Source organism: Microbispora sitophila (assembly GCF_014892245.1).
GTDB lineage: Bacteria > Actinomycetota > Actinomycetes > Streptosporangiales > Streptosporangiaceae > Microbispora > Microbispora siamensis.
This window is the reverse complement of record NZ_JADBGC010000017.1, coordinates 134,209-152,749: the sequence shown is the minus strand read 5'-3', so window position 1 is coordinate 152,749 and position 18,541 is coordinate 134,209. Positions and strand designations below refer to the sequence as shown.

Annotated in this window: 16 protein-coding genes; 10 read left to right on the top strand and 6 right to left on the bottom strand. The window is 74.1% G+C overall.

The window, feature by feature from the left end; translation table 11 throughout:
- Positions 1–7: 7 nt before the first annotated feature.
- Positions 8–751 (bottom strand): AraC family transcriptional regulator, encoded by a 744-nt coding sequence (locus IL992_RS29230; protein ID WP_193206577.1) that lies wholly within the window; start codon positions 749–751, stop codon positions 8–10.
- A gap of 75 nt (positions 752–826) precedes the next feature.
- On the opposite strand from IL992_RS29230, the gene IL992_RS29225 reads away from it, so the two are divergent.
- Positions 827–1,984 (top strand): MFS transporter, encoded by a 1,158-nt coding sequence (locus IL992_RS29225; RefSeq protein WP_319018898.1) that lies wholly within the window; start codon positions 827–829, stop codon positions 1,982–1,984.
- A 22-nt stretch (positions 1,985–2,006) separates the two neighbouring features.
- Here the strand turns inward: IL992_RS29225 and IL992_RS29220 are convergent, their stop codons facing one another.
- Positions 2,007–3,011, bottom strand: a complete 1,005-nt coding sequence (locus IL992_RS29220) for a UbiA family prenyltransferase (protein ID WP_319018897.1) — start codon at positions 3,009–3,011, stop codon at positions 2,007–2,009.
- A gap of 118 nt (positions 3,012–3,129) precedes the next feature.
- On the opposite strand from IL992_RS29220, the gene IL992_RS29215 reads away from it, so the two are divergent.
- The 9 genes from IL992_RS29215 to IL992_RS29175 all read left to right on the top strand — a co-directional run bounded on the left by IL992_RS29215 (position 3,130) and on the right by IL992_RS29175 (position 13,799).
- Positions 3,130–4,197: a type III polyketide synthase gene (locus IL992_RS29215; protein ID WP_193206576.1), complete on the top strand. Its 1,068-nt coding sequence runs from the start codon at positions 3,130–3,132 to the stop codon at positions 4,195–4,197.
- A 14-nt stretch (positions 4,198–4,211) separates the two neighbouring features.
- A complete protein-coding gene (locus tag IL992_RS29210) occupies positions 4,212–4,772 on the top strand; it encodes an isoprenylcysteine carboxyl methyltransferase family protein (protein WP_193206575.1) in 561 nt (186 codons plus the stop codon).
- Complete coding sequence (locus IL992_RS29205; RefSeq protein ID WP_193206574.1) at positions 4,769–5,860, top strand: NAD(P)/FAD-dependent oxidoreductase; 1,092 nt, start codon at positions 4,769–4,771, stop codon at positions 5,858–5,860. Before IL992_RS29210 ends, IL992_RS29205 begins: the two co-directional genes overlap by 4 nt.
- A 241-nt stretch (positions 5,861–6,101) precedes the next feature.
- Entirely contained in the window at positions 6,102–6,824 is a 723-nt protein-coding gene (locus IL992_RS29200) for a sensor histidine kinase (RefSeq protein ID WP_193206573.1), read from the top strand.
- Between the two features lie 355 nt (positions 6,825–7,179).
- A complete protein-coding gene (lanKC, locus tag IL992_RS29195) occupies positions 7,180–9,795 on the top strand; it encodes a class III lanthionine synthetase LanKC (protein WP_193206572.1) in 2,616 nt (871 codons plus the stop codon).
- A 7-nt stretch (positions 9,796–9,802) separates the two neighbouring features.
- On the top strand, positions 9,803–9,931 hold the full coding sequence (locus tag IL992_RS29190; RefSeq protein ID WP_193206571.1) for a SapB/AmfS family lanthipeptide: 129 nt from the start codon (positions 9,803–9,805) through the stop codon (positions 9,929–9,931).
- A gap of 61 nt (positions 9,932–9,992) precedes the next feature.
- Positions 9,993–10,130, top strand: coding sequence for a SapB/AmfS family lanthipeptide (locus IL992_RS29185; RefSeq protein ID WP_226873962.1), 138 nt, complete (start codon positions 9,993–9,995; stop codon positions 10,128–10,130).
- Between the two features lie 124 nt (positions 10,131–10,254).
- Positions 10,255–12,000 (top strand): ABC transporter ATP-binding protein, encoded by a 1,746-nt coding sequence (locus IL992_RS29180; protein ID WP_193206570.1) that lies wholly within the window; start codon positions 10,255–10,257, stop codon positions 11,998–12,000.
- Positions 11,997–13,799: an ATP-binding cassette domain-containing protein gene (locus IL992_RS29175; RefSeq protein ID WP_193206569.1), complete on the top strand. Its 1,803-nt coding sequence runs from the start codon at positions 11,997–11,999 to the stop codon at positions 13,797–13,799. The genes IL992_RS29180 and IL992_RS29175 overlap by 4 nt, the downstream gene beginning before the upstream one ends.
- Here IL992_RS29175 and IL992_RS29170 read toward each other — a convergent pair.
- From IL992_RS29170 to IL992_RS29155, 4 genes are all read right to left on the bottom strand, one after another.
- Positions 13,701–14,345, bottom strand: a complete 645-nt coding sequence (locus IL992_RS29170; protein WP_319018896.1) for a response regulator transcription factor — start codon at positions 14,343–14,345, stop codon at positions 13,701–13,703. The genes IL992_RS29175 and IL992_RS29170 overlap by 99 nt on opposite strands.
- A 202-nt stretch (positions 14,346–14,547) precedes the next feature.
- Positions 14,548–15,474 carry a hypothetical protein gene (locus IL992_RS29165; RefSeq protein WP_193206567.1) on the bottom strand — a complete coding sequence of 309 codons (927 nt, stop codon included), beginning with the start codon at positions 15,472–15,474 and terminating at the stop codon, positions 14,548–14,550.
- A gap of 170 nt (positions 15,475–15,644) precedes the next feature.
- Positions 15,645–16,532, bottom strand: coding sequence for a hypothetical protein (locus IL992_RS29160; protein WP_193206566.1), 888 nt, complete (start codon positions 16,530–16,532; stop codon positions 15,645–15,647).
- Between the two features lie 109 nt (positions 16,533–16,641).
- Positions 16,642–18,483 (bottom strand): AMP-dependent synthetase/ligase, encoded by a 1,842-nt coding sequence (locus IL992_RS29155; protein WP_193206565.1) that lies wholly within the window; start codon positions 18,481–18,483, stop codon positions 16,642–16,644.
- Between the last annotated feature and the right edge of the window lie 58 nt (positions 18,484–18,541).

Sequence of the window (18,541 nt, the reverse complement as noted above, 5' to 3'; positions counted from 1 at the left end):
GGCCGTCTCAGGAGCGCACGTACGCGTGCGGGGTCGTGCCGAAGGCGTGCTTGAACGCCTGGATGAACGCGCTGGGGCCGCTGTAGCCGCAGGCGGCGGCCGTCGAGGTCACCGACCGGCCGCCGGCCAGCAGGATGAGCGCGCGATGCAGCCGTAGCTGGGTGCGCCACTGCGGGAAGCTCATGCCGGTCTCGGCGCGGAACAGCCTGCTGAGCGTGCGTTCCGAGGCTCCCACCGCCGCGCCCAGCTCGGCGAGCGTCCGGCCGTCCGCCGGGTCCGCCTCCAGGATCGCGGCCACGTCGCGCAGCCGGGCATCGGACGGCGCCGGCAGGCACAGCGGCAGCGCCTCGACCTCGCGGAGCTGGTCGAGCAGCACGCGTTCCAGGTTGGCCCGCTGCGTCGCCGTCAGCTCGTCGTCGCCGGTGAGGGCGACCACCACCTCCCGCAGCAGCGGCGTGATCGCCAGGACCGTGGGCCGGTCCAGCCGCAGAGGGTTGACCGGGGGATCGAAGACCAGCGCCCGCATCTCGGTCGGCCCGTACGCCTCGTGCGCGTGCGCCACCCCTGCCGGTATCCACACGCCCCGATGCGGCGGCACCACCCAGTCGCCGATCGGGGTCGAGATCCGCAGCACCCCGCGGTGCGGATGGATGAGCTGGTGCGAGGCGTGGTCGTGCCAGTCGATCCGCTCGCGGTGGGCCAGCGGCACGCGGGACGGGCCGCCGCTCCTTGAATGGCGGGTTGCCGACATGAGTCGGCAGAGTATCGCTAGTTCGCCGACTCGGTCCTCCGGGATGCTCGACGGAGCCTCTCGAGGAGACGATCAGTGACACAGACATCCGTTCAGGCACCGGCGGCGCGGGCGACGTCCGCGTGGCGGCGCATGTGGCTGTGGGCGGCCGCGCACGCCGTCGACGACCTCTACCAGGGACTGGTGCCGGCCTGCGTGCCCTACTTCGTGCTCGACCGGCACTACGGCTACGTGGCGGCCTCCGGGCTGACGCTGGCCGCGGCCCTGGGCAGCTCGATCCCGCAGCCGTTCATCGGGCTGGCGGTCGACCGTTTCCGCCTGGGCTGGCTGGCCGCCGCCGGCGTCGCGCTGGCCGGGCTCGGCCTCGGCCTGTCCGGGCTGGTGGAGCCGTACGCCGCGGTCTGGACCCTCGTCCTGCTGTCCGGGCTCGGGGTGGCCATGTTCCACCCGGCGGCGGGCAAGGGGGCCAGGGAGACGGCGGGAGACAGCGCCACCGCCATGAGCGTCTTCGCGGCGGGCGGGAGCGTCGGCTTCTTCCTCGCGCCGGTGCTGGCCACGCCCGCCCTGATCTCGATGGGCGTCGGTGCCACGGCGCTGTTCATCCCGCCGGGCCTGCTCGTGGCGTTCGCGCTGCTCAGGAAGCGGCCCTCGGCTCAGGCGGCCACGGCGGGCGCGCGCGCCGGCACCGACAGGTGGGCGCCGTTCATGGTCCTCACCGGCATCGAGGTCGTCAGGTCGGTGACGTTCTTCGGCGTGCTCACCTTCATCGAGCTGTTCTGGATCAGGCACCTGGACGCCGGACGCGGCCTCGCGGGCGCGGCCCTGGCCGCCTTCCTGGTCGGCGGGGTCGCGGGCACGCTGATCGGGGGGCGCCTCGCCGACCGGATCGGGCTCGTGCGGACGGTGCAGATCGGCGGCCTGCTGGCCATACCCGCGCTCGCCGGGCTGCGCCTGCTCCCGGGGCCCTACCTGCCGCTGCTGTTGGCCGTGCTGGCGGGCATCGCGATCAACATCCCGTTCGCCGTGCTGGTGAAGCTGGGCCAGGACTATCTGCCGAACCGGCCGGGCACCGCGGCCGGCGTCACGCTCGGGCTCGCCGTGAGCGTCGGCGGGCTCGCCGCGCCGGTGCTCGGCGTCGCGGCGGAGGCGTACGGCCCGCAGGGCGTCTTCACGATCCTCTGCCTGGTGCCGATCGCCGGCGTGGGACTGGGACTGCTCCTCCCCCGCAGGTGATCCCCGCAGGTGCTGCCAGGCCTCACCCCGGAGTGACGACGCCCGGCGTGGCGGCGAGCAGCAGGACGTCGATGCCGGCGGCGCCGATGGCGGCGGCGAAGGGCGCCACGGGCACGCGCCGGCCGAGTAGCAGGCCTGCCGCGGCGCACGCGGCCACCCCGGCGAACGCGAGCCACCCGGCCGGGCTCGCGGGTCCCGGAGGCCCGACCACCAGCAGCGCGGACGCGGCCAGCAGCGGCAGTGGCAGGACGACCCGCACCCGGGCCGCGCCGAGACGCTGCGGCCAGCCCCGCACCCCCGTGGCGACGTCCGTCTCGATGTCGGGCAGCACGTTGGCGAGGTGCGCCGCGCAGCCGAGCAGCGCCGCGGCGAGCACGACCCACCACGCCGGCAGCAGGGCCGGCGGTGAGACCTGCAGGGCGTGGCCCGGCGTTCCTGCCGTCACGAACACCGGCACCGCGCCGAACCCGGCCGCGTACGGCGCCCACGAGGCCGCCGTGCCCTTGAGCCACAGGTTGTAGACCCAGGCCGCGGCGACGGCGAACAGGTGCGTCGCCCCGGCCACCACGCCGCAGGCCAGCGAGAGCGGCACGCACGCCGCCAGCGCGGCGAACGCCGCGACACGCACCGTACGCGCGGACACCAGGCCCGCGACGATCGGCTTGGCGGTCCGCCCGCCCGCGGCGTCGCTGGCGGCGTCCACGGCGTCGTTGCACCAGCCCACGGACAACTGGCCGGTCAGCACGGCGAGAGCCGTCAGCGCCGTCCCCGCCGGGCCCCACCCGGCGACCGCCGCGAGCGCCGTGACCAGGGTCGTCACCGCCGCGGTCGGACCCGGGTGGCACGCCCGGGCCAGCCCGGCCGCCGTCCGCGCCGGCGTTCTGGCCGCCCGGCGGCGCTCATCGGCCGCCTCGCCCGCGATGTCCGGCGAGGCGAGGTCCGCGCGACGCGCGCGGCGGAGCGGCACGGCGGCACCCGGGCGGCCGCCGGCCGCGGTGTCGTCGGACAGCTCCTCTGAACCGGTCACGATCCCGAGCGTAACCGGGCATCCCGGGTACAGATCACGATTAGCCCCGGAAGGTATGCAGCGGCCACCAACGGGCAAGAGAGACTTGTCACGGTTTTCGCCGGCACGGGGATGTGAGATGACGCGGATCGCGGCCGTCCATGGTGTCGTTCCCCCTCATCGCCACTCGCAGGCGGAGATCGCTGACGCGCTGGCGAGGGTCTGCATTCCGCCGGGCGGCGATCGCCGGCTCCTCGACCGGCTGCACACCAGTGCCCGGGTGGAGCACCGCAACCTGGTGCTGCCGCTCGACCAGTACGGCAAGCTCGACGGCTTCGGCGCGGCCAACGACCTGTTCATCGAGGCCGCGCTCGACCTGGGCGCGCAGGCCGTCACGGGGGCGCTGGAGGCGGCCGGCCTCACCCCGGCGGACGTCGACATGATCATGTGCACGTCGGTCACCGGTGTCGCCGCGCCGTCGCTGGACGCCCGCTTGGCCAATCGGATCGGATTCCGCCCGGACGTGAAGCGGGTGCCGGTGTTCGGCCTCGGGTGCGTGGCGGGCGCGGCGGGCATCTCCCGGCTGCACGACTACCTGCGCGGCTGGCCCGGCCACGTGGCGGTGCTGCTCTCGGTCGAGCTGTGCTCGCTCACGTTGCAACGCGACGACACCTCCACAGCCAACCTCGTGGCGGGCGCCCTGTTCGGGGACGGCGCCGCCGCCGTGGTCGCGTACGGGGACGAGCGGGAGCCGCCCGGGGCGGACGCGGCGGGACCCGTGGTGACGGCGACGCGCAGCCGTCTGTATCCCGGCTCGGAACGCGTGATGGGCTGGGACGTCCGCGACAGCGGCTTCCGGGTCGTACTGGACGCCGGGGTGCCCGACGTGGTCCGCACCTACCTGGGTGACGACGTGCACGGATTCCTCGCCGACCACGGCCTGACCGCCGGCGACGTCACCGCCTGGGTCTGCCACCCCGGCGGTCCCAAGGTGCTGGAGGCCGTCGCGGAGACGCTCGCGCTCCCGGACGGCGCGCTCGCCCTCACCTGGCGTTCGCTGGCCGCCAACGGGAACCTGTCGTCGGCCTCGGTGCTGCACGTGCTGCGCGACACCCTCGTCCTGCGGCCCCCGCCGCGGGGCACGCCGGGCCTGCTGCTGGCGATGGGCCCGGGGTTCTGCTCCGAACTCGTCCTGCTGCGCTGGTAGGGAGGACCTGGCCCGTGTCACCCTGGTACGTGCTGCTCGTCGCGCTCGTCGCGGTGGAGCGCATCGCCGAACTGGTCGTCACCCGCCGCAACGCCCGCTGGAGCCTCGGCCGGGGCGGCGTGGTGTACGGCAGGGGCCACTATCCCTGGATGGTCGCCCTGCACACCGGCCTGCTGGCCGGATGCCTGCTGGAGGTGTGGCTGGCGGGCCGGCCGTTCGTCCCCGGCCTGGGCTGGCCGATGCTCGGGCTGGTCCTGGCCGCGCAGGCGCTGCGCTGGTGGTGCGTCGCCACGCTCGGCCCCCAGTGGAACACCCAGGTCATCGTCGTGCCCGGCCTGCCGCTCGTGCGGCGCGGGCCGTACCGGTTCGGGTGGCTGCGCCACCCCAACTACGTCGCCGTGGCGGTGGAGGGCGCGGCGCTGCCGCTCGTGCACTCCGCCTGGCTGACCGCGCTGGCCTTCACCCTGCTCAACGTGCCGCTCATGGCCGTGCGCCTGCGCTGCGAGAACGCCGCCCTCGCCACCGCGGCCCCCGGTTCCGCCGCGCCTGACGCCGGGGCGGGGACCGCCGCGTGATCGACGTGCTGGTGGCCGGCGGCGGGCCCGCCGGGCTGGCCACGGCCATCCACGCGGCGCTGGCCGGCATGGAGGCGGTCGTGGTCGAACCGCGGTCCTGCCCGGTCGACAAGGCGTGCGGGGAGGGCCTGATGCCCACCGGCGCCGCCGCCCTGGCGGACCTCGGGGTGACGGTGCCGGAGGGCAGGCCGTTCCGCGGCATCCGCTACGTGGACGGGCGGCACCGGGTGCAGGCGGAGTTCCGGGACGGCCCCGGGCTGGGCGTGCGCCGCACGGCCCTGCACGCCGCGCTCGCCCTCCGCGCCCGGGACCTCGGCGTCCGCGTGGTGTCCGGCCGGGTGGACGCGGTGCGCGCCGCCGGCGAGGGCGTGCACGCCCGCGTGACGGGCGGCCCGGACCTGTGCGGGCCTGAGCTGTGTGGCCCGGACCTGTGTGAGCGGGAACTGTGTGGCCCGGAATTGGGCGCGCGGTGGCTGGTCGCGGCCGACGGGCTGCACTCGCCGATCAGGGCGCGGCTCGGGCTCGACCAGCCGTCCGGCGGCCCCCGCAGATATGGCCTGCGCCGCCACTACCGGGTCGCGCCGTGGACGGACTTCGTGGAGGTGCACTGGGCGCCCGGCGGCGAGGCGTACGTCACGCCGGTGGGCGACGACATGGTCGGCGTCGCCGTGCTGAGCAGCGAGCGGCGGCCCTACGACGAACACCTGGCGCGGTTTCCCGACCTGCTCGCCCGGCTGGACGGCCCGCCCGTCACCCCCGTGCGCGGGGCCGGGCCGCTGCGCCAGCGGGTGCGGCGGCGGGTGGCCGGGCGGGTGCTGCTCGTCGGCGACGCCGCGGGCTACGTGGACGCGCTCACCGGCGAGGGGGTCTCGCTCGCGCTGCTGTCGGCCCGTGCCCTGGTCGGCTGCCTGCGGGAGGGCCGCCCCGAGGAGTACGAGGCCGCCTGGCGGCGCCTGTCGCGGCGTTCCCGGCTGCTGACGTCCGCGCTCGTGCGGGCCCGGCGGCATCCTCCCGCGGCCCGGATGATCGTGCCCGCCGCGCGGCGCCTGCCCGCGGTGTTCGGGGCGGCGGTGCGGTCGCTCGCCTGAGTCCCCACGCCTTCCGCGCTCCCCGACACCCTCTGCGCGCGTCCGTGAATTGTTACAGCCGGATTCACAGTTCATGAACGCCCGTTTTTAGGGCGCCCCCGGAGCCTCTATACGCGGCGGTAATAGAACCTACTTCGAGATTGGTGAAGTGGCCATATTTCGTGACCGGTATGCAAAGATCTAGCGTGTGTACCGAATGGCGAGGCCGATGTTACGGCAAGGATGACTGGAGGGTCGTCACTTGCCCTACTTGCCGCACATCGCCCTGCTCGCCCTGCTAGCCCTGCTCGGTACGCTCCTGATCGCCGCGCTGGTCGTCCTCGCGGTCCGCCTGCGACGGCTGCGCGCCATGCAGGCCGAGGCCGTACGGCAGGCGGCGGCCGAAGCGCGCGAGCAGTTCGGCCGCGACGTGCACGACCTCGTGAGCAGCCGCCTGTGGCTGGCCACCCTGCGCAGCGAACTCGCCTACCGGCTGGCGGACGACGACAGCCCCCTGCGCCCGGCGCTGGCCGACGTGGTGCAGTCGATCCGCCAGGCGTCCGCCGACATCCGCAACGTGACCCGCTCCTTCCGGGACGTCTCACTCGCCTCGGAACTGGCCAACGCGCGGGCCGTGCTCCGGGCGTACGGAACCGACTGCAAGGTCGAGGCGACCGAGGCGGACCTGGGCGAGGAGGTGAGCGCGGTGCTCGCGATCATGGTGCGGGAGGCGGTGACCAACGTCCTGCGCCACAGCAGGGCGACCCTGTGCACGATCGAGATCGTCGTGCGGGGCGGCGTGGCGACGCTCACCGTCGCCAACGACGGCGTCGACCCCTCCGTGCCGCCCGGCGACGGCTCCGGGCTGGACAACCTCCGCAACCGGGCGGCGGCGCTCGACGGCATGGTGGGAACGGTCCTCGACCCGGACGGCTGGTTCCGCCTCATCGCCGAGATCCCTCGCAAGGGCGGGGACCGCCGCTGACGCCGGCCGCGCCCGGCCGTCCGGCGGACCGGCGTCCGGAGCACCGATCCGTGCCGGAGCCGCCTCGAAACCCCGCGCGTCCCTCCACAGATCTCTGAGCGCCCGCCGGACGTGCGCGTGCGCCGCCCTTCACCCGTTCGCCCCTCCCACAGGCCCGCGCGACGTTTGACCAGCCCCTTGACCGAATGCCGCACGCGGCATTCCCGGAAGCGGCCGTGAACAGCATCACCATCGACCCATGACTGCGTCATGGTTTTTTATGTGCAGATTTCACATAGCGCAGTTGACGGGCGTAACTTGGCCCTTCTCTTCATTTCCGGAATTCTTTGACGTGACCGGCCTAAGGGGACATCTGGTGATTAGTAAGTACGAGATTTACTGCCTCGCAGATCCCTTGTTCTACGACACCCTCGACACCAAGCGCGCGGAGCATCCCGACTTCGCCCTCGCCGCCCGGCCCACGCCCGACGGGTGGGCGCACGCCGAGAGCGAGACCTGGCTGCACTACGCGCCGGCCGGCGCGGCCCTGCCCACACAGGGCTGGAAGATCCACATCTCCTCCTCCGTGCCCGACGCGGAGCGGGTGATCGCGGCGGCCTGGGACTACTGCGTGCCCCGCGGGCTGGCCTTCAAGTTCCTGCGCGGCCGGCGCGTGATGACGATGCAGAACTCCAAGTACGCCTTCCGCGGGTCGAGCGGCAAGCTGGTCACCATCTATCCGGTGGACGAGGCCCAGCTGGAGCTGACGCTCAAGGAGCTCGCCGAGATCCTCGACGGCGTCGAGGGCCCGTACATCCTCAGCGACCTGCGTTACGGCGACGGACCCCTGTTCGTCCGCTACGGCGGGTTCGCCGAGCGCCACTGCCTCGACGACAACGGCGAGCGGGTGCTGGCGATCGAGGACGCCCACGGCAACCTCGTCCCCGACGTGCGCGGTCCCGCGTTCGCCCTGCCCTCCTGGGTGACCCTGCCGGCGTTCCTCGAACCGCACCTGGCCGCCCGCAACGCGGTGACGCTCGAAGGCGTGCCGTACGAGGTGGACAGCGTCCTGCACTTCTCCAACGGCGGCGGCGTCTACCTGGGGCGCGACAGGCGCACCGGCGAGAAGGTGGTGCTGAAGGAGGCCCGCCCGCACGCCGGGCTCGACGTCGAGGGACGCGACGCCGTCACCCGCCTGCGGCACGAGGCCGCGATCATGGAGCGCCTGGCCGGCCTCGACGTCGTGCCGGCGCTGCGCGACTACTTCACGGTCGGCGAGCACCACTTCCTGGTGCAGGAGTACGTCGACGGCACCTCGCTCAGCCAGCTCATCGCCCAGAAGCATCCCCTCACGCGAGCCGACCGCACCCCCGAACTGGACGCGGGCTACGCCGAGTGGGCCATCGGGATGCTCGCCAAGGTGCGCGCCGCGGTCTCGGCGCTGCACGAGCGCGGCGTGGTGTTCGGCGACCTGCACCCCTTCAACATCCTGGTGGACGGCGACCGCGTGGTGCTGATCGACTTCGAGGTCTCCTCACCGGTCGAAGAACGCAGGCGGCCCACGCTCGCCAACCCCGGCTTCGTGCCCCCGCGGGAGCTGGCCGGCGTCGAGGCCGACGAGTACGCGCTGGCCTGCCTGCACCTGGGCGTGTTCGCCCCGATGACCACCATGCTGCTGCAGCTCCACCGGCCCAAGGCCGCCCAGCTCGGCCGGCTGATCGTCGAGACGTTCCCGGTGCCCCCCGCGCTGATCGAGGGAGCCGTACGGACGATCCTCGGGCAGGATCCGCCCGCGCCGGAGCCGAGCAGGCTCCCCCAGCCGGGCCGGCTCAGCCAGGACTGGCCCGCCGTCCGGGAGGCGCTGGCGAAGGCGATCCTCGCCTCGGCCACCCCCGGCCGCGAGGACCGGCTGTTCCCCGGCGACATCGTGCAGTTCGAGCCCGGCGGCGGGGTGAGCCTCGCCAACGGCGCGGCCGGCGTCCTGTACGCGCTGGCGGCGACCGGGGCCGGGCGCTTCCCCGAGCACGAGGAGTGGCTGCTCAAGCAGGCCGCGAAACCCGGCATCGGGCCCGGCTTCTACAACGGCCTGCACGGCGTGGCGTACGCGCTGGAGGCGCTCGGCCGCCGCGAGGACGCGCTCGACATGGCGCGGCGATGCGCGCCGGAGCTGCGGGAAGGGCTCGACTTGAGCCTCTACCGCGGCCTGTCCGGCATCGCCCTCGCCCTGATGCACCTGCACGACGCGACCGGTGAGCCGGAGCTCCGCGAGTGGGCCGCGCGTGTCGTGGCGCTGGTGGCCGACCGGCTCGGCGGCCCGGACGACGTGCCCGAGATCAGCGGCGGGAAATACCCGCACGCGGGGCTGATGTACGGCTCGTCGGGACCCGCTCTGATGTTCCTGCACGCCTACGAGCGCACCGGCGACCCCGGGCTGCTCGACCTCGCGGCCACCGCGCTGCGGCAGGACCTGCGCCGGTGCGTCGGCCGCGAGGACGGCCAGCTCCAGGTGCAGCAGGGCTGGCGGACCAACCCCTACCTCGACGAGGGATCGGCCGGCATCGGCCTGGTGCTGGACCGCTACCTGACCCACCGGCACGACGAGACCTTCGCCGAGTCGCTGGCCGCCATCCGGCCGGTCACGACACTGCACTACTACGTCCAGTCGGGGCTGTTCGCGGGCCGGGCCGGCATGATCGCCTGCCTGTCGTCCGGCTCGCGCCCCGACCCCGAGGCCACCGCGGCACAGATCGCCCGGCTGGCCTGGCACGAGCTTCCCTACCAGGGCGGGCTGGCCTTCCCCGGGGCCCAGTTGCTCCGCCTGTCCATGGATCTCGCCACCGGGAGCGCCGGCGTGCTGCTCGCGCTCGGCACCGCGCTGCACGACGAGCCGGTCCACCTCCCGTTCCTCGAGCCCCCCGGACGGTCCCAGGCGCAGGGGCCCCTGCGCACCGCCGCCGGGTCGAACGTCCCGACCAGCCCCGGAAGGAGGTGAACGCGCAATGGCGCTCCTCGACCTGCAGACCCTCGAGGCCCCCGGTGGTCACACCGGCGGCGGTGGCGGCAGCAACCTGAGCCTGCTCGGGTGCACCCCGCACGAGAACAGCAGCCTCAGCATCATCTGCGGCTGACGACCCTCCGGTGAACACGAACTTCAGCCTCATCCCCGGCTGATGGAACCCATACAAGGAGATGATCCAAATGGCGCTTCTCGACCTGCAGACCCTCGAGGTCCCCGGCGGCCACACCGGCGGCGGTGGCGGCAGCAACCTGAGCCTGCTGGGCTGCACCCCGCACGAGAACAGCAGCCTCAGCATCATCTGCGGCTGATAGCACGCTGAGGGAGTCCTGGGCGGTCGTCGCGGCCGCCCAGGCTTCCGCGTTTCCGGCCCCGGCCGGCCGCGGGAGCCGTCCCGTCCCCGTCCTGTCCGGCCTTTCACCTCTGGAGGACCCGGTGAGCTCTCGTCCGGCGGACCTGCTGATCGCGCGGGCCGTACGGCGCGGCGGCCCGTGGCTTGCGGCGCTCGCGGCGACGGCGCTGCTGGGCGCCGCGGCCGACCTGCTGCTCCCGGCGGCGCTCGGCCGCGCCGTCGACGCCGTGGTGCGGATCCAGGCGCGGGCCGGAGCGGGGGCCGAGGCGGGTTTCGGGCTCACCGGCCCGCTCACGACCGCCGCGCTGCTGGTCGCGCTGGTCGTCGCGTGCGACGCGCTGGGCGTGCTCGCGGCCGGCGTGAGCGGCGCGCGGGCCGCGCGGTGGCTGCGCTCCCGGGTGGTGGCCCACACCCTGTCGGTCGGCGCCGGCATGACCCGCCACTTCACGCCGGGTGAGATCGTCACCCGCGCCGGGGTGAACGTGGAGGAGGCCGGGCGGACCCCCGAGGCGGTGGTCACCGCCGCCACGCTGATCGTCCCGGCGGCCGGCAGCGTCGTCGCCCTCGCGCTGATCGACCCGTGGCTCGCGGTCACGCTGGTGGCCGGTCTGCTCCTGATCGTGGCCGTGCTGCGCGCGTTCATGCGCAGGACCACGGCGGCCTCCGGCGGCTACCAGCAGGCCCAGGGGGAGATCGCGGGCATGCTGGTGGGCGCGCTCGCCGGGGCCCGCACCATCACCGCGGCCGGGACCGAGGACCGGGAGGCCGCGCGCGTGCTCGCCCCGCTCCCCCGCCTGCGCGCCCACGGCCTGGCGCTGTGGCGGCTGCAGGCGCGGGCCGGCGTCCAGGCCGCCGTCGTCGTCCCGCTCCTGGAGATCGCCGTGCTCGCGGTCGGCGGGCTGCGCCTGTCGGCCGGCGGCCTCACCGTCGGGGAACTGCTCGCCGCCGCGCGCTACGTCGTGCTCGGGGCGGGCCTGGGGTCGGCGCTCGGGTACGCGGCCCGCATCGCCCGCGCCCGGTCGGCCGCCCAGCGCCTGGAGCAGTTGTTCGCGGTGCCGCCGCCCGCGTACGGGGACCGGCCGCTGCCGCCGGGCCCGGGCACCCTGGAGCTTCGCGACGTGACCGTGCGGGCCGACGGCGTGCGGCTGCTGAGCGGTGTCAGCCTGGTCGTGCCCGGCGGCACGTGCACGGCGGTGGTGGGCCGCTCGGGCTCGGGCAAGTCGTCGCTGGCCGCCGTCGCCGGCCGGCTCGTCGATCCCGAACGCGGCGCGGTCCTGCTGGACGGCGTGCCCCTGCGCGAGATCGCCCGGGAGCCGCTGCGCCGCGCGGTCGGCTACGCGTTCGAGCGGCCCGCGCTGTTCGGCGAGACGCTGGGCGAGGCCGTGGCCTTCGGTCTCGGCGTGCGGGACGCCGCAGGCGAGCGAGGCGCGGACGCGGTGCGGGCGGCCGCGGCCGCCGCCCGCGCCGACGCCTTCATCCGGCGGCTGCCGCTCGGATACGCCACCCCGGTCGGCGAGGCGCCGATGTCCGGGGGCGAGATCCAGCGGGTCGGCCTGGCCCGCGCGTTCGCCCAGGCCGGCCGGTTGCTGATCCTGGACGACGCCATGTCGAGCCTGGACACGGTGACCGAGCGGCAGGTCGGGCGTGCGCTCACCGGGAGCCTGTCCGACCGCACCCGCCTGGTGGTGGCCCATCGCGTGACGACGGCGGCGCAGGCCGACCAGGTCGTGTGGCTGGAGAACGGGCGGATCCGGGCGACCGGCACGCACGAGCGGCTGTGGGACGACCCCGGCTACCGCGCGGTCTTCCGCGCCGAGGAGGCGTCGTGACGCGCCGCGGCGGAGAGCGGCCGGGAGCGGCGGCGCGGCGGGTGGTCGTGGACACGCTGCGGCGCGAACCCTCCCGGCTGCTGTGGCTGGCCTGCTGGTCGGTGGCGGAGGCCCTGCCCGCGCTGACGGGCGGGTACGCGATCGCGCGGGCCGTGGACGACGGCTTCGCCGCGGGGCGGCCCGCCGCCGGCCTGATGTGGCTGGGCGTGCTCGCCGCCGCGTGGGCGGTGGCCGCGGTGGCCGCCCGGCAGGTGCTGCTGCTCATCGCCGGGATCGTCGAGCCGTTCCGCGACGTCCTGCTGGAGCGTGTGGTGACCGGGGCGCTGCGGGCCGGGCGGGGCGGCGACAGCGCGGCCGTCGCCCGGATGAACCATCAGGTCGAGCTGGCCAGGGACGCATTCGGCGCGATCATCACGGTGGTCAGGACCTTCGTGTTCACACTGGCCGGCGTGGCGGTGGGGCTGACGACCCTGGCTCCGGAGGTCGTCCCGCTCGTGCTGGCGCCGGTGGCCCTGGGGCTCGGGCTGTTCCTCGTCTCCCTGCCCGCCCTGGCCCGGCGTCAGCGGGAGTTCATCGTCGCCGACGAGCGTACGGCCGCCGCGGTGGCCGCGATGGCGGGCGGCCTGCGGGACGTGACCGCCTGCGGCGGCGAGGCGCGCGTCGCCGCGAGCGTCGGGCGGGAGGTCTCCCGGCAGGCGAGGGCCGCGCGGGCGCTGGCCCGGGTGACGGCGTCGCGGACGCTGTCGCTGGCGGTGGGAGCGTGGCTGCCGGTGGTGCTCCTGCTGGCGGGCGCGCCCTGGCTGGTGCGCCAGGGGATCACCGGCGGGGTGATCCTCGGCTCGCTGACCTACGTGATGCAGTCGCTCTCTCCCGCGCTGGGCGGCCTGGTGCAGGGCCTCGGCGTCAGCGGCGTCCGCCTGGCCGTCACGCTGGAGCGCATCCTGCACGCGCCCGGCCCGCCCGTGCCGCACGGCGACCGGACGCCTGACGGGGTCCGGCTGGAGCTGCGCGGGGTGCGCTTCGCCTACGGCACGTCCGGGCGGAAGGCCGCCGAGCCGGTGATCGACGGCCTGGACCTCGACGTGCCCGAGGGCGACCACCTGGCCGTCGTCGGCCCGAGCGGGATCGGCAAGTCCACGCTGGCCGCGCTCGTCGCCGGCCTGCTGGCCCCGGACGACGGCGAGGTCCTCGTCGGCGGCGTCCAGGCCGCCCGGGTCCATCCGGCCGCCCGCGCGCTGATCCCGCAGGAGGCGTACGTCTTCCCCGGCACCCTGGCGGAGAACCTCACGTACCTCGCGCCGGGGACGCCTCCGGAGCGGGTGGACGAGGCGGTGGCGGCGTTCGGGCTGGCGGAGCTCGCGCAGCGCACCGCGGGCGGCCCGCTCGACCCGGCCGAGCTGTCGGCGGGCGAGCGGCAGCTCGTCGCGCTCGCCAGGACCTACCTGTCCCCCGCCCGGCTGGTCGTGCTCGACGAGGCGACCTGCCATCTCGACCCCGCGGCGGAGGCGCGGGCGGAGGCGGCGTTCGCGGCGCGCGAGGGCACGGTGATCGTCGTGGCGCACCGGATCTCCTCGGCCCTGCGGGCCCGGCGGGTGCTCGTCATGGACGGCACCCGCGTCCTGCTCGGCACGCACGAGGAGATGGTGGCCTCCTCACCGCTGTACGCCGACCTGGTGGGCCACTGGGAGGGCCCGGGAAGGCTACCGGCGGGGGCGGTAGCGCAGGATGCCGATGTCGCGGCCGGCCGCGGGCCAGAGCCAGCCGCACTCGGAGGCGATCTGGATCGCCTCGACGCGTGAGCGGGCGCCGACCTTGGTGAGGATGCGGGACAGGTAGTTGCGGACCGTCCCCCGCGACAGCGACAGGCGGTCGGCGATCTCGCCGACGGTGGCGCCGCCGGCCGCGGTCTCCAGCACATCGAGTTCACGTGCGGTCAGCGGGTTGCTGTCCGCGTCGAGCGTGGCCACCGCGAGCTCGGGGTCGATGACCCGCTCCCCCTTCGCCACGCGGCGGATGCAGTCCACGAGGTGGCCCGGCGAGGCGTCCTTCACGACGAAGCCGCGCACGTTGGCGTCCAGCGCCTTGCGCAGCGCCATGGGCGTCCCGAGCCCGGTGAGGACGACGGTCTTGCAGGAGGGTAATCGGCGGTGCAGCTCGGCCGCCGCGGTGAGGCCGTCGACACCGGGCATCCCGATGTCGAGCACCGCGACGTCGGGACGCCGCAGGCAGCCGAGCCGGACGATGTCCTCACCCTTGTCCGCCTCGGCCACCACCTCGAGGTCGTCCTCGCTCGACAGCAGAGCGACCAGCGCCTTGCGGATGAGGTGCATGTCCTCGGCGAGCATCAGTCGGATCAAACCCAGACCCCCCTACACGCGGTGCGAGCGGATGCTCGCCGTTGGTGACCGCGGCGCTTCACTCACTATGAAGGTTCCACACGCACGCCGGGACCTCTCTACCCGAACTGTCACCTTTAATCAGGAACCGCGTCAGAGAAAAGCCGGACGCCCGGCCCCTTACGGGAGCCGGGCGTCACAGCCGGGTGTGCTAACGCTGCCAGCGCCAGACCTTGACGTAGTCGGTCGCCTCGGAGCCCTTGAGACGGCGGTTGCCATCGAACCGCACCGCCCAGGTGCCGGACCGCCAGGCCCGGACCGTGGTGGCGAAGTCGCCGTCGTCGTCGGTCTCGATGGTGTCCACGTACTGCCACCTGCCGGAGCCGGAGGGCTGGAAGTAGACCTCGATGTCCTGGGAGCCCAGCCAGTGCCAGTCGTGCCAGTAGTCGCGGCCCTCGTAGCAGTAGCGGTCGCCGCCGCGACGGCCGGAGAAGTCGTCCCAGTCGTCGTAGTACCAGTCGCCCCAGCACTGGGCGACCTGCAGCGTGCCCTTCAGGGTCAGCGCGCGGCCCTTGCGGACCGGCTCGGGCGTGGCGTCGAAGCCGGCGATGCGGGTCGCCTTCGGGCTCGTCGGACGCGGCCCGTGCCACTCCCTCCGCTTCACCGTGAAGGAGCGGTCCTCGGTGTACTTCTTGCCGTCGAGGCCGATCGCCTCGACGTGCACCTTGTAGGTGCCCGCCCGGTCGCTCCAGTCGAAGCTCCAGGACCGCGAGGTGCGGTCGAACTTCGGACCGTCGTTCGGGCCGCCCTTCCGCTTGCCGAACCAGTGGTCGCCGCCGTCGTCGCCGCGGCCCCTCGGACCCCACAGGTCGATGTCCACGCTCTGGACGTCCTTGGTTGTGACCCTGGCGGTGACCCGGGCGGACCCGCCCCTGCTGACCACGACCACGTCGGGGTCGACGTCGACCGACACGATGCGCGGGTCGGGCGTGTACGGCGTGCGGGCGGTGTCCCCAGCGGTGGGGCTCGGCGTGGGCGACGGCGAAGGCGCGACATCGTCCGCGTACGCGGGCGCAGTCGCGAGCGCCGTGGCGCCCATGGCGACCGCTACCAGGGTGGTAGCAGCTCGTTTCACCATGAGGGTAAATCCTCTCCCCGTCTAGGAACGCGCCCCCGGTTTGGGGCGCGCCTACGTCATAGACGTCACAAGGGAAAGAAAAGTTGCCTCACCTCTCCAGAAAAGAGATTACAAAACGATAACTGTCCTTTATGACTCATTTATCCGAATCTGGGGTTTTGAAGGCTAGTTCACGCTTCTCGTTGCGGGCTGGCATCGGCGGCATATCTGGACGTACCTGCATATTCGGCACGCCACGCGCCCTCGCCATCCGCGCGGACCCGGGCGGTGAACCAGCCGTCCCTGCGGGTGACCGCCTCCCCCACGGTCTTCCAGCGGGACGACCCGGCGGGACGGAAGCAGATCCTGACCCGCTGTCCGGCGAAGGGCCGGTAGTCGACCTTTCCGACCGGGTCCACCCGCAGCAGCGTCCCGGTGACGCGCACGCCGTCCCCGTCGCGCACCACCTTGAGCCCCTCGATCTCGGTCGCCCGGCGCAGGTTGAACCCCACCCGGGCGACGGCCCGCTCGCCCCGCGCGTTCACCGCGGTCGCGGTGACCGTCCACGGGCCGCTCGGATACCACCGCGACAGCGGCTTGTCCGGGAAGAACCGCCAGGTCTCCCACTCCCCCGACGAGACCCGCCGGGCCGGCCGGCCGTCGCGCGACGCGCCCATCACGCCGGGCATCGCGGCGGACGCCAGCCCGCCCAGGCCCGGCAGCGGCACGGCCGCGGGTACGGCGGGGCCCGGGGGAACCATCGGATCCGGGGAGACGGACGGCACCGGCACGGCGTCCCCGGACGGCGGCGAGGGGGTCGCGTCCGGCTCGGGCTCCCCTCCGGCGTCGTCCCCTCCCGAGGGGGCGCGGCCGGGTTCCAGGACGACGGAGACGCGGTCCGCGCCGCGCGCCACCACGTCGACGACCAGCCGCACCGACCCGCTCGGGCCGACCACGGGGTCGGACGGGCGCACCTCGACCGAGCGGATGGCCAGGTCGCCGGAGGCGGGGGCCGGCGCGGCCGCCGCCGCCGTCGTCGCGGTCGCGAGGACCAGCGTCGCGAGCAGAGGTCTCATCATGCCCCGTGACCGTACGCACGCCCGCGCGCCGTCCCGCCCCCGACACACTCCCGTCCCGGTAAAAACTCGGTCCGGCGAGAATTCGGCCCGGCGAGGACCCGCCTCGTGGTCAGCCGGTCGTGTAGAGCTCCTCGATCACCTCGGCGTACCTGGCGTGGACCACCCGGCGCTTGAGCTTGAGGCTGGGGGTGAGCTCCGCGGTCTCGGCCGTCCACTCGACGGGCAGCAGCCGCCACCGCTTGACCTGCTGCACCCGGGCGAGCTTGCGGTTGGCCGACTCGATCGCCGCCTCGACCTCCTTGAGCACGTCCGGGTGCTCGGCCAGGTCGGCCAGGGAGCCGAAGGCGATGCCGCGCGCCCGCGCCCACTCCGGCGCCACCTCGCCGTCCAGGGTGAGGATCGCCACCGGGTACGGCCGGCGGTCCCCGTACGCGAGGGCCTGCCCGATGAGCGGGTGCTCCTTCAGGTGGCCCTCGATGGCGGCCGGGGAGACGTTCTCCCCGCCCGAGGTGATGAACAGCTCCTTCTTGCGGTCGACGATGCGGACGAAGCCGTCCTCGTCGATCGACCCCACGTCGCCGGTGTGCAGCCAGCCGTCGTCGTCGAGGAGCTCGGCGGTGGCCTCGGGCAGGCCGAGGTAGCCGCGGGTGTTGAGCGGGCTGCGGGTGAGGATCTCGCCGTCCTCGGCGATCCGCACCTCGACGCCCGGCTCGGCCCGGCCCACGGTCCCGAGCTTGAATACGTCCGGCGAGTTGACGGTGAAGGCGCCGGTCGTCTCGGTCATGCCGTACACGTCGATGACCTTCAGGCCGAGGCCGGCGAAGAACCGCTGCACCTCTTCCGGCATCGGCGCGGCGGCGGTGGCGCACCAGCGGGCCTGGTCGAGCCCGATCAGGCCGCGGACGACCGACAGCAGCGCGGCGTCGGCCCGCTCGTAGGCCTCCCGCACCTCGGGCGTGACCGTGTGGCCGTACTGCAGCCCCTCGACGTAGGCGAGCCCGGCGGCCATCGCCGCGCGCACGCTCTCCTGCTGCTCGGGCGGCTGGGTGGCCAGCAGCGCCTGCAGCCGGGCCATCATCTTCTCCCAGACGCGGGGGACGCCGAAGAACAGCACCGGGCGCACCCGGCCGAGCGTGGGGCCGAGGTTCGCCATGTCCGTGCAGAAGTAGACGTGGTTGACCTTGACCAGCGGCAGGTACAGGCTGAGCACCCGCTCGGCGATGTGGGCGTAGGTGAGGTAGGAGATCTGCGTGCCGTGGGTGGGCAGGCCGATCATCCGCTGGGTCGTGGCGATCTCGAACAGCACGTTGGCGTGCGTCAGCGGGACGCCCTTGGGGTTGCCCGTCGTCCCCGAGGTGTAGAGGACGGCCAGCGTGTCCTGCGGGGTCACCGCGCGCCAGCGCGACTCCACCGCGGCCGGGTCGGCGGCCAGCGCGTCGGCGCCGAGCCTCAGGAACGCCTCCCAGCTCAGGAAGCGCTCGTCGCCTTCGGGGGCGCCCTCCAGCATCACGATCCTCGTGAGCGCCGGCAGCTCGCCGAGCACCGGCTCCCAGCGGGCCAGGTCGGCCGGGCCGCCGAGCACCGCGATCCGCGCCCCGACGTCGCGGGCGACGTACGCGATCTGCTCGGGGGCGAAGGTCGCGTAGATGGAGCAGGGGACGGCGCCCGCGTGGACGGCCCCGAGGTCGGCCAGCACGTGCTCGCTGCGGTTCACCAGCATCAGCGCGACGGCGTCGCCCGGCCGCAGGCCCAGCGCGGCGTAGCCCGCGGCGATCTGCAGCACCCTCCTCCGCGCCTCGGCGTAGGTCAGCGTCGTCCAGCCGTCGCCGGCGGGATCGGAGTAGGCCGGCGAGTCCGGATGCTCCTGCGCCGCCCACCTGAGCTGCTCGCACACCGTCCTGCCCTCGATCTCCCGCTCGATCGCGGCCCGTTCCTCGAATACGCCGGTCATCGCGCCTCCCAACGGGCATCTCGCACGCGTGGCATGCATCGCACCACACGAGATCACC

What these genes read in the sequence shown, in the direction of transcription:
- IL992_RS29230 (WP_193206577.1), bottom strand. Translation starts at nt 751, where the DNA reads ATGTCGGCAACCCGCCATTCAAGGAGCGGCGGCCCGTCCCGCGTGCCG.
- IL992_RS29215 (WP_193206576.1), top strand. Translation starts at nt 3,130, where the DNA reads ATGACGCGGATCGCGGCCGTCCATGGTGTCGTTCCCCCTCATCGCCAC.
- IL992_RS29190 (WP_193206571.1), top strand. Translation starts at nt 9,803, where the DNA reads ATGGCGCTCCTCGACCTGCAGACCCTCGAGGCCCCCGGTGGTCACACC.
- IL992_RS29185 (WP_226873962.1), top strand. Translation starts at nt 9,993, where the DNA reads ATGATCCAAATGGCGCTTCTCGACCTGCAGACCCTCGAGGTCCCCGGC.
- IL992_RS29170 (WP_319018896.1), bottom strand. Translation starts at nt 14,345, where the DNA reads ATGCTCGCCGAGGACATGCACCTCATCCGCAAGGCGCTGGTCGCTCTG.
- IL992_RS29165 (WP_193206567.1), bottom strand. Translation starts at nt 15,474, where the DNA reads ATGGTGAAACGAGCTGCTACCACCCTGGTAGCGGTCGCCATGGGCGCC.
- IL992_RS29160 (WP_193206566.1), bottom strand. Translation starts at nt 16,532, where the DNA reads ATGATGAGACCTCTGCTCGCGACGCTGGTCCTCGCGACCGCGACGACG.
- IL992_RS29155 (WP_193206565.1), bottom strand. Translation starts at nt 18,483, where the DNA reads ATGACCGGCGTATTCGAGGAACGGGCCGCGATCGAGCGGGAGATCGAG.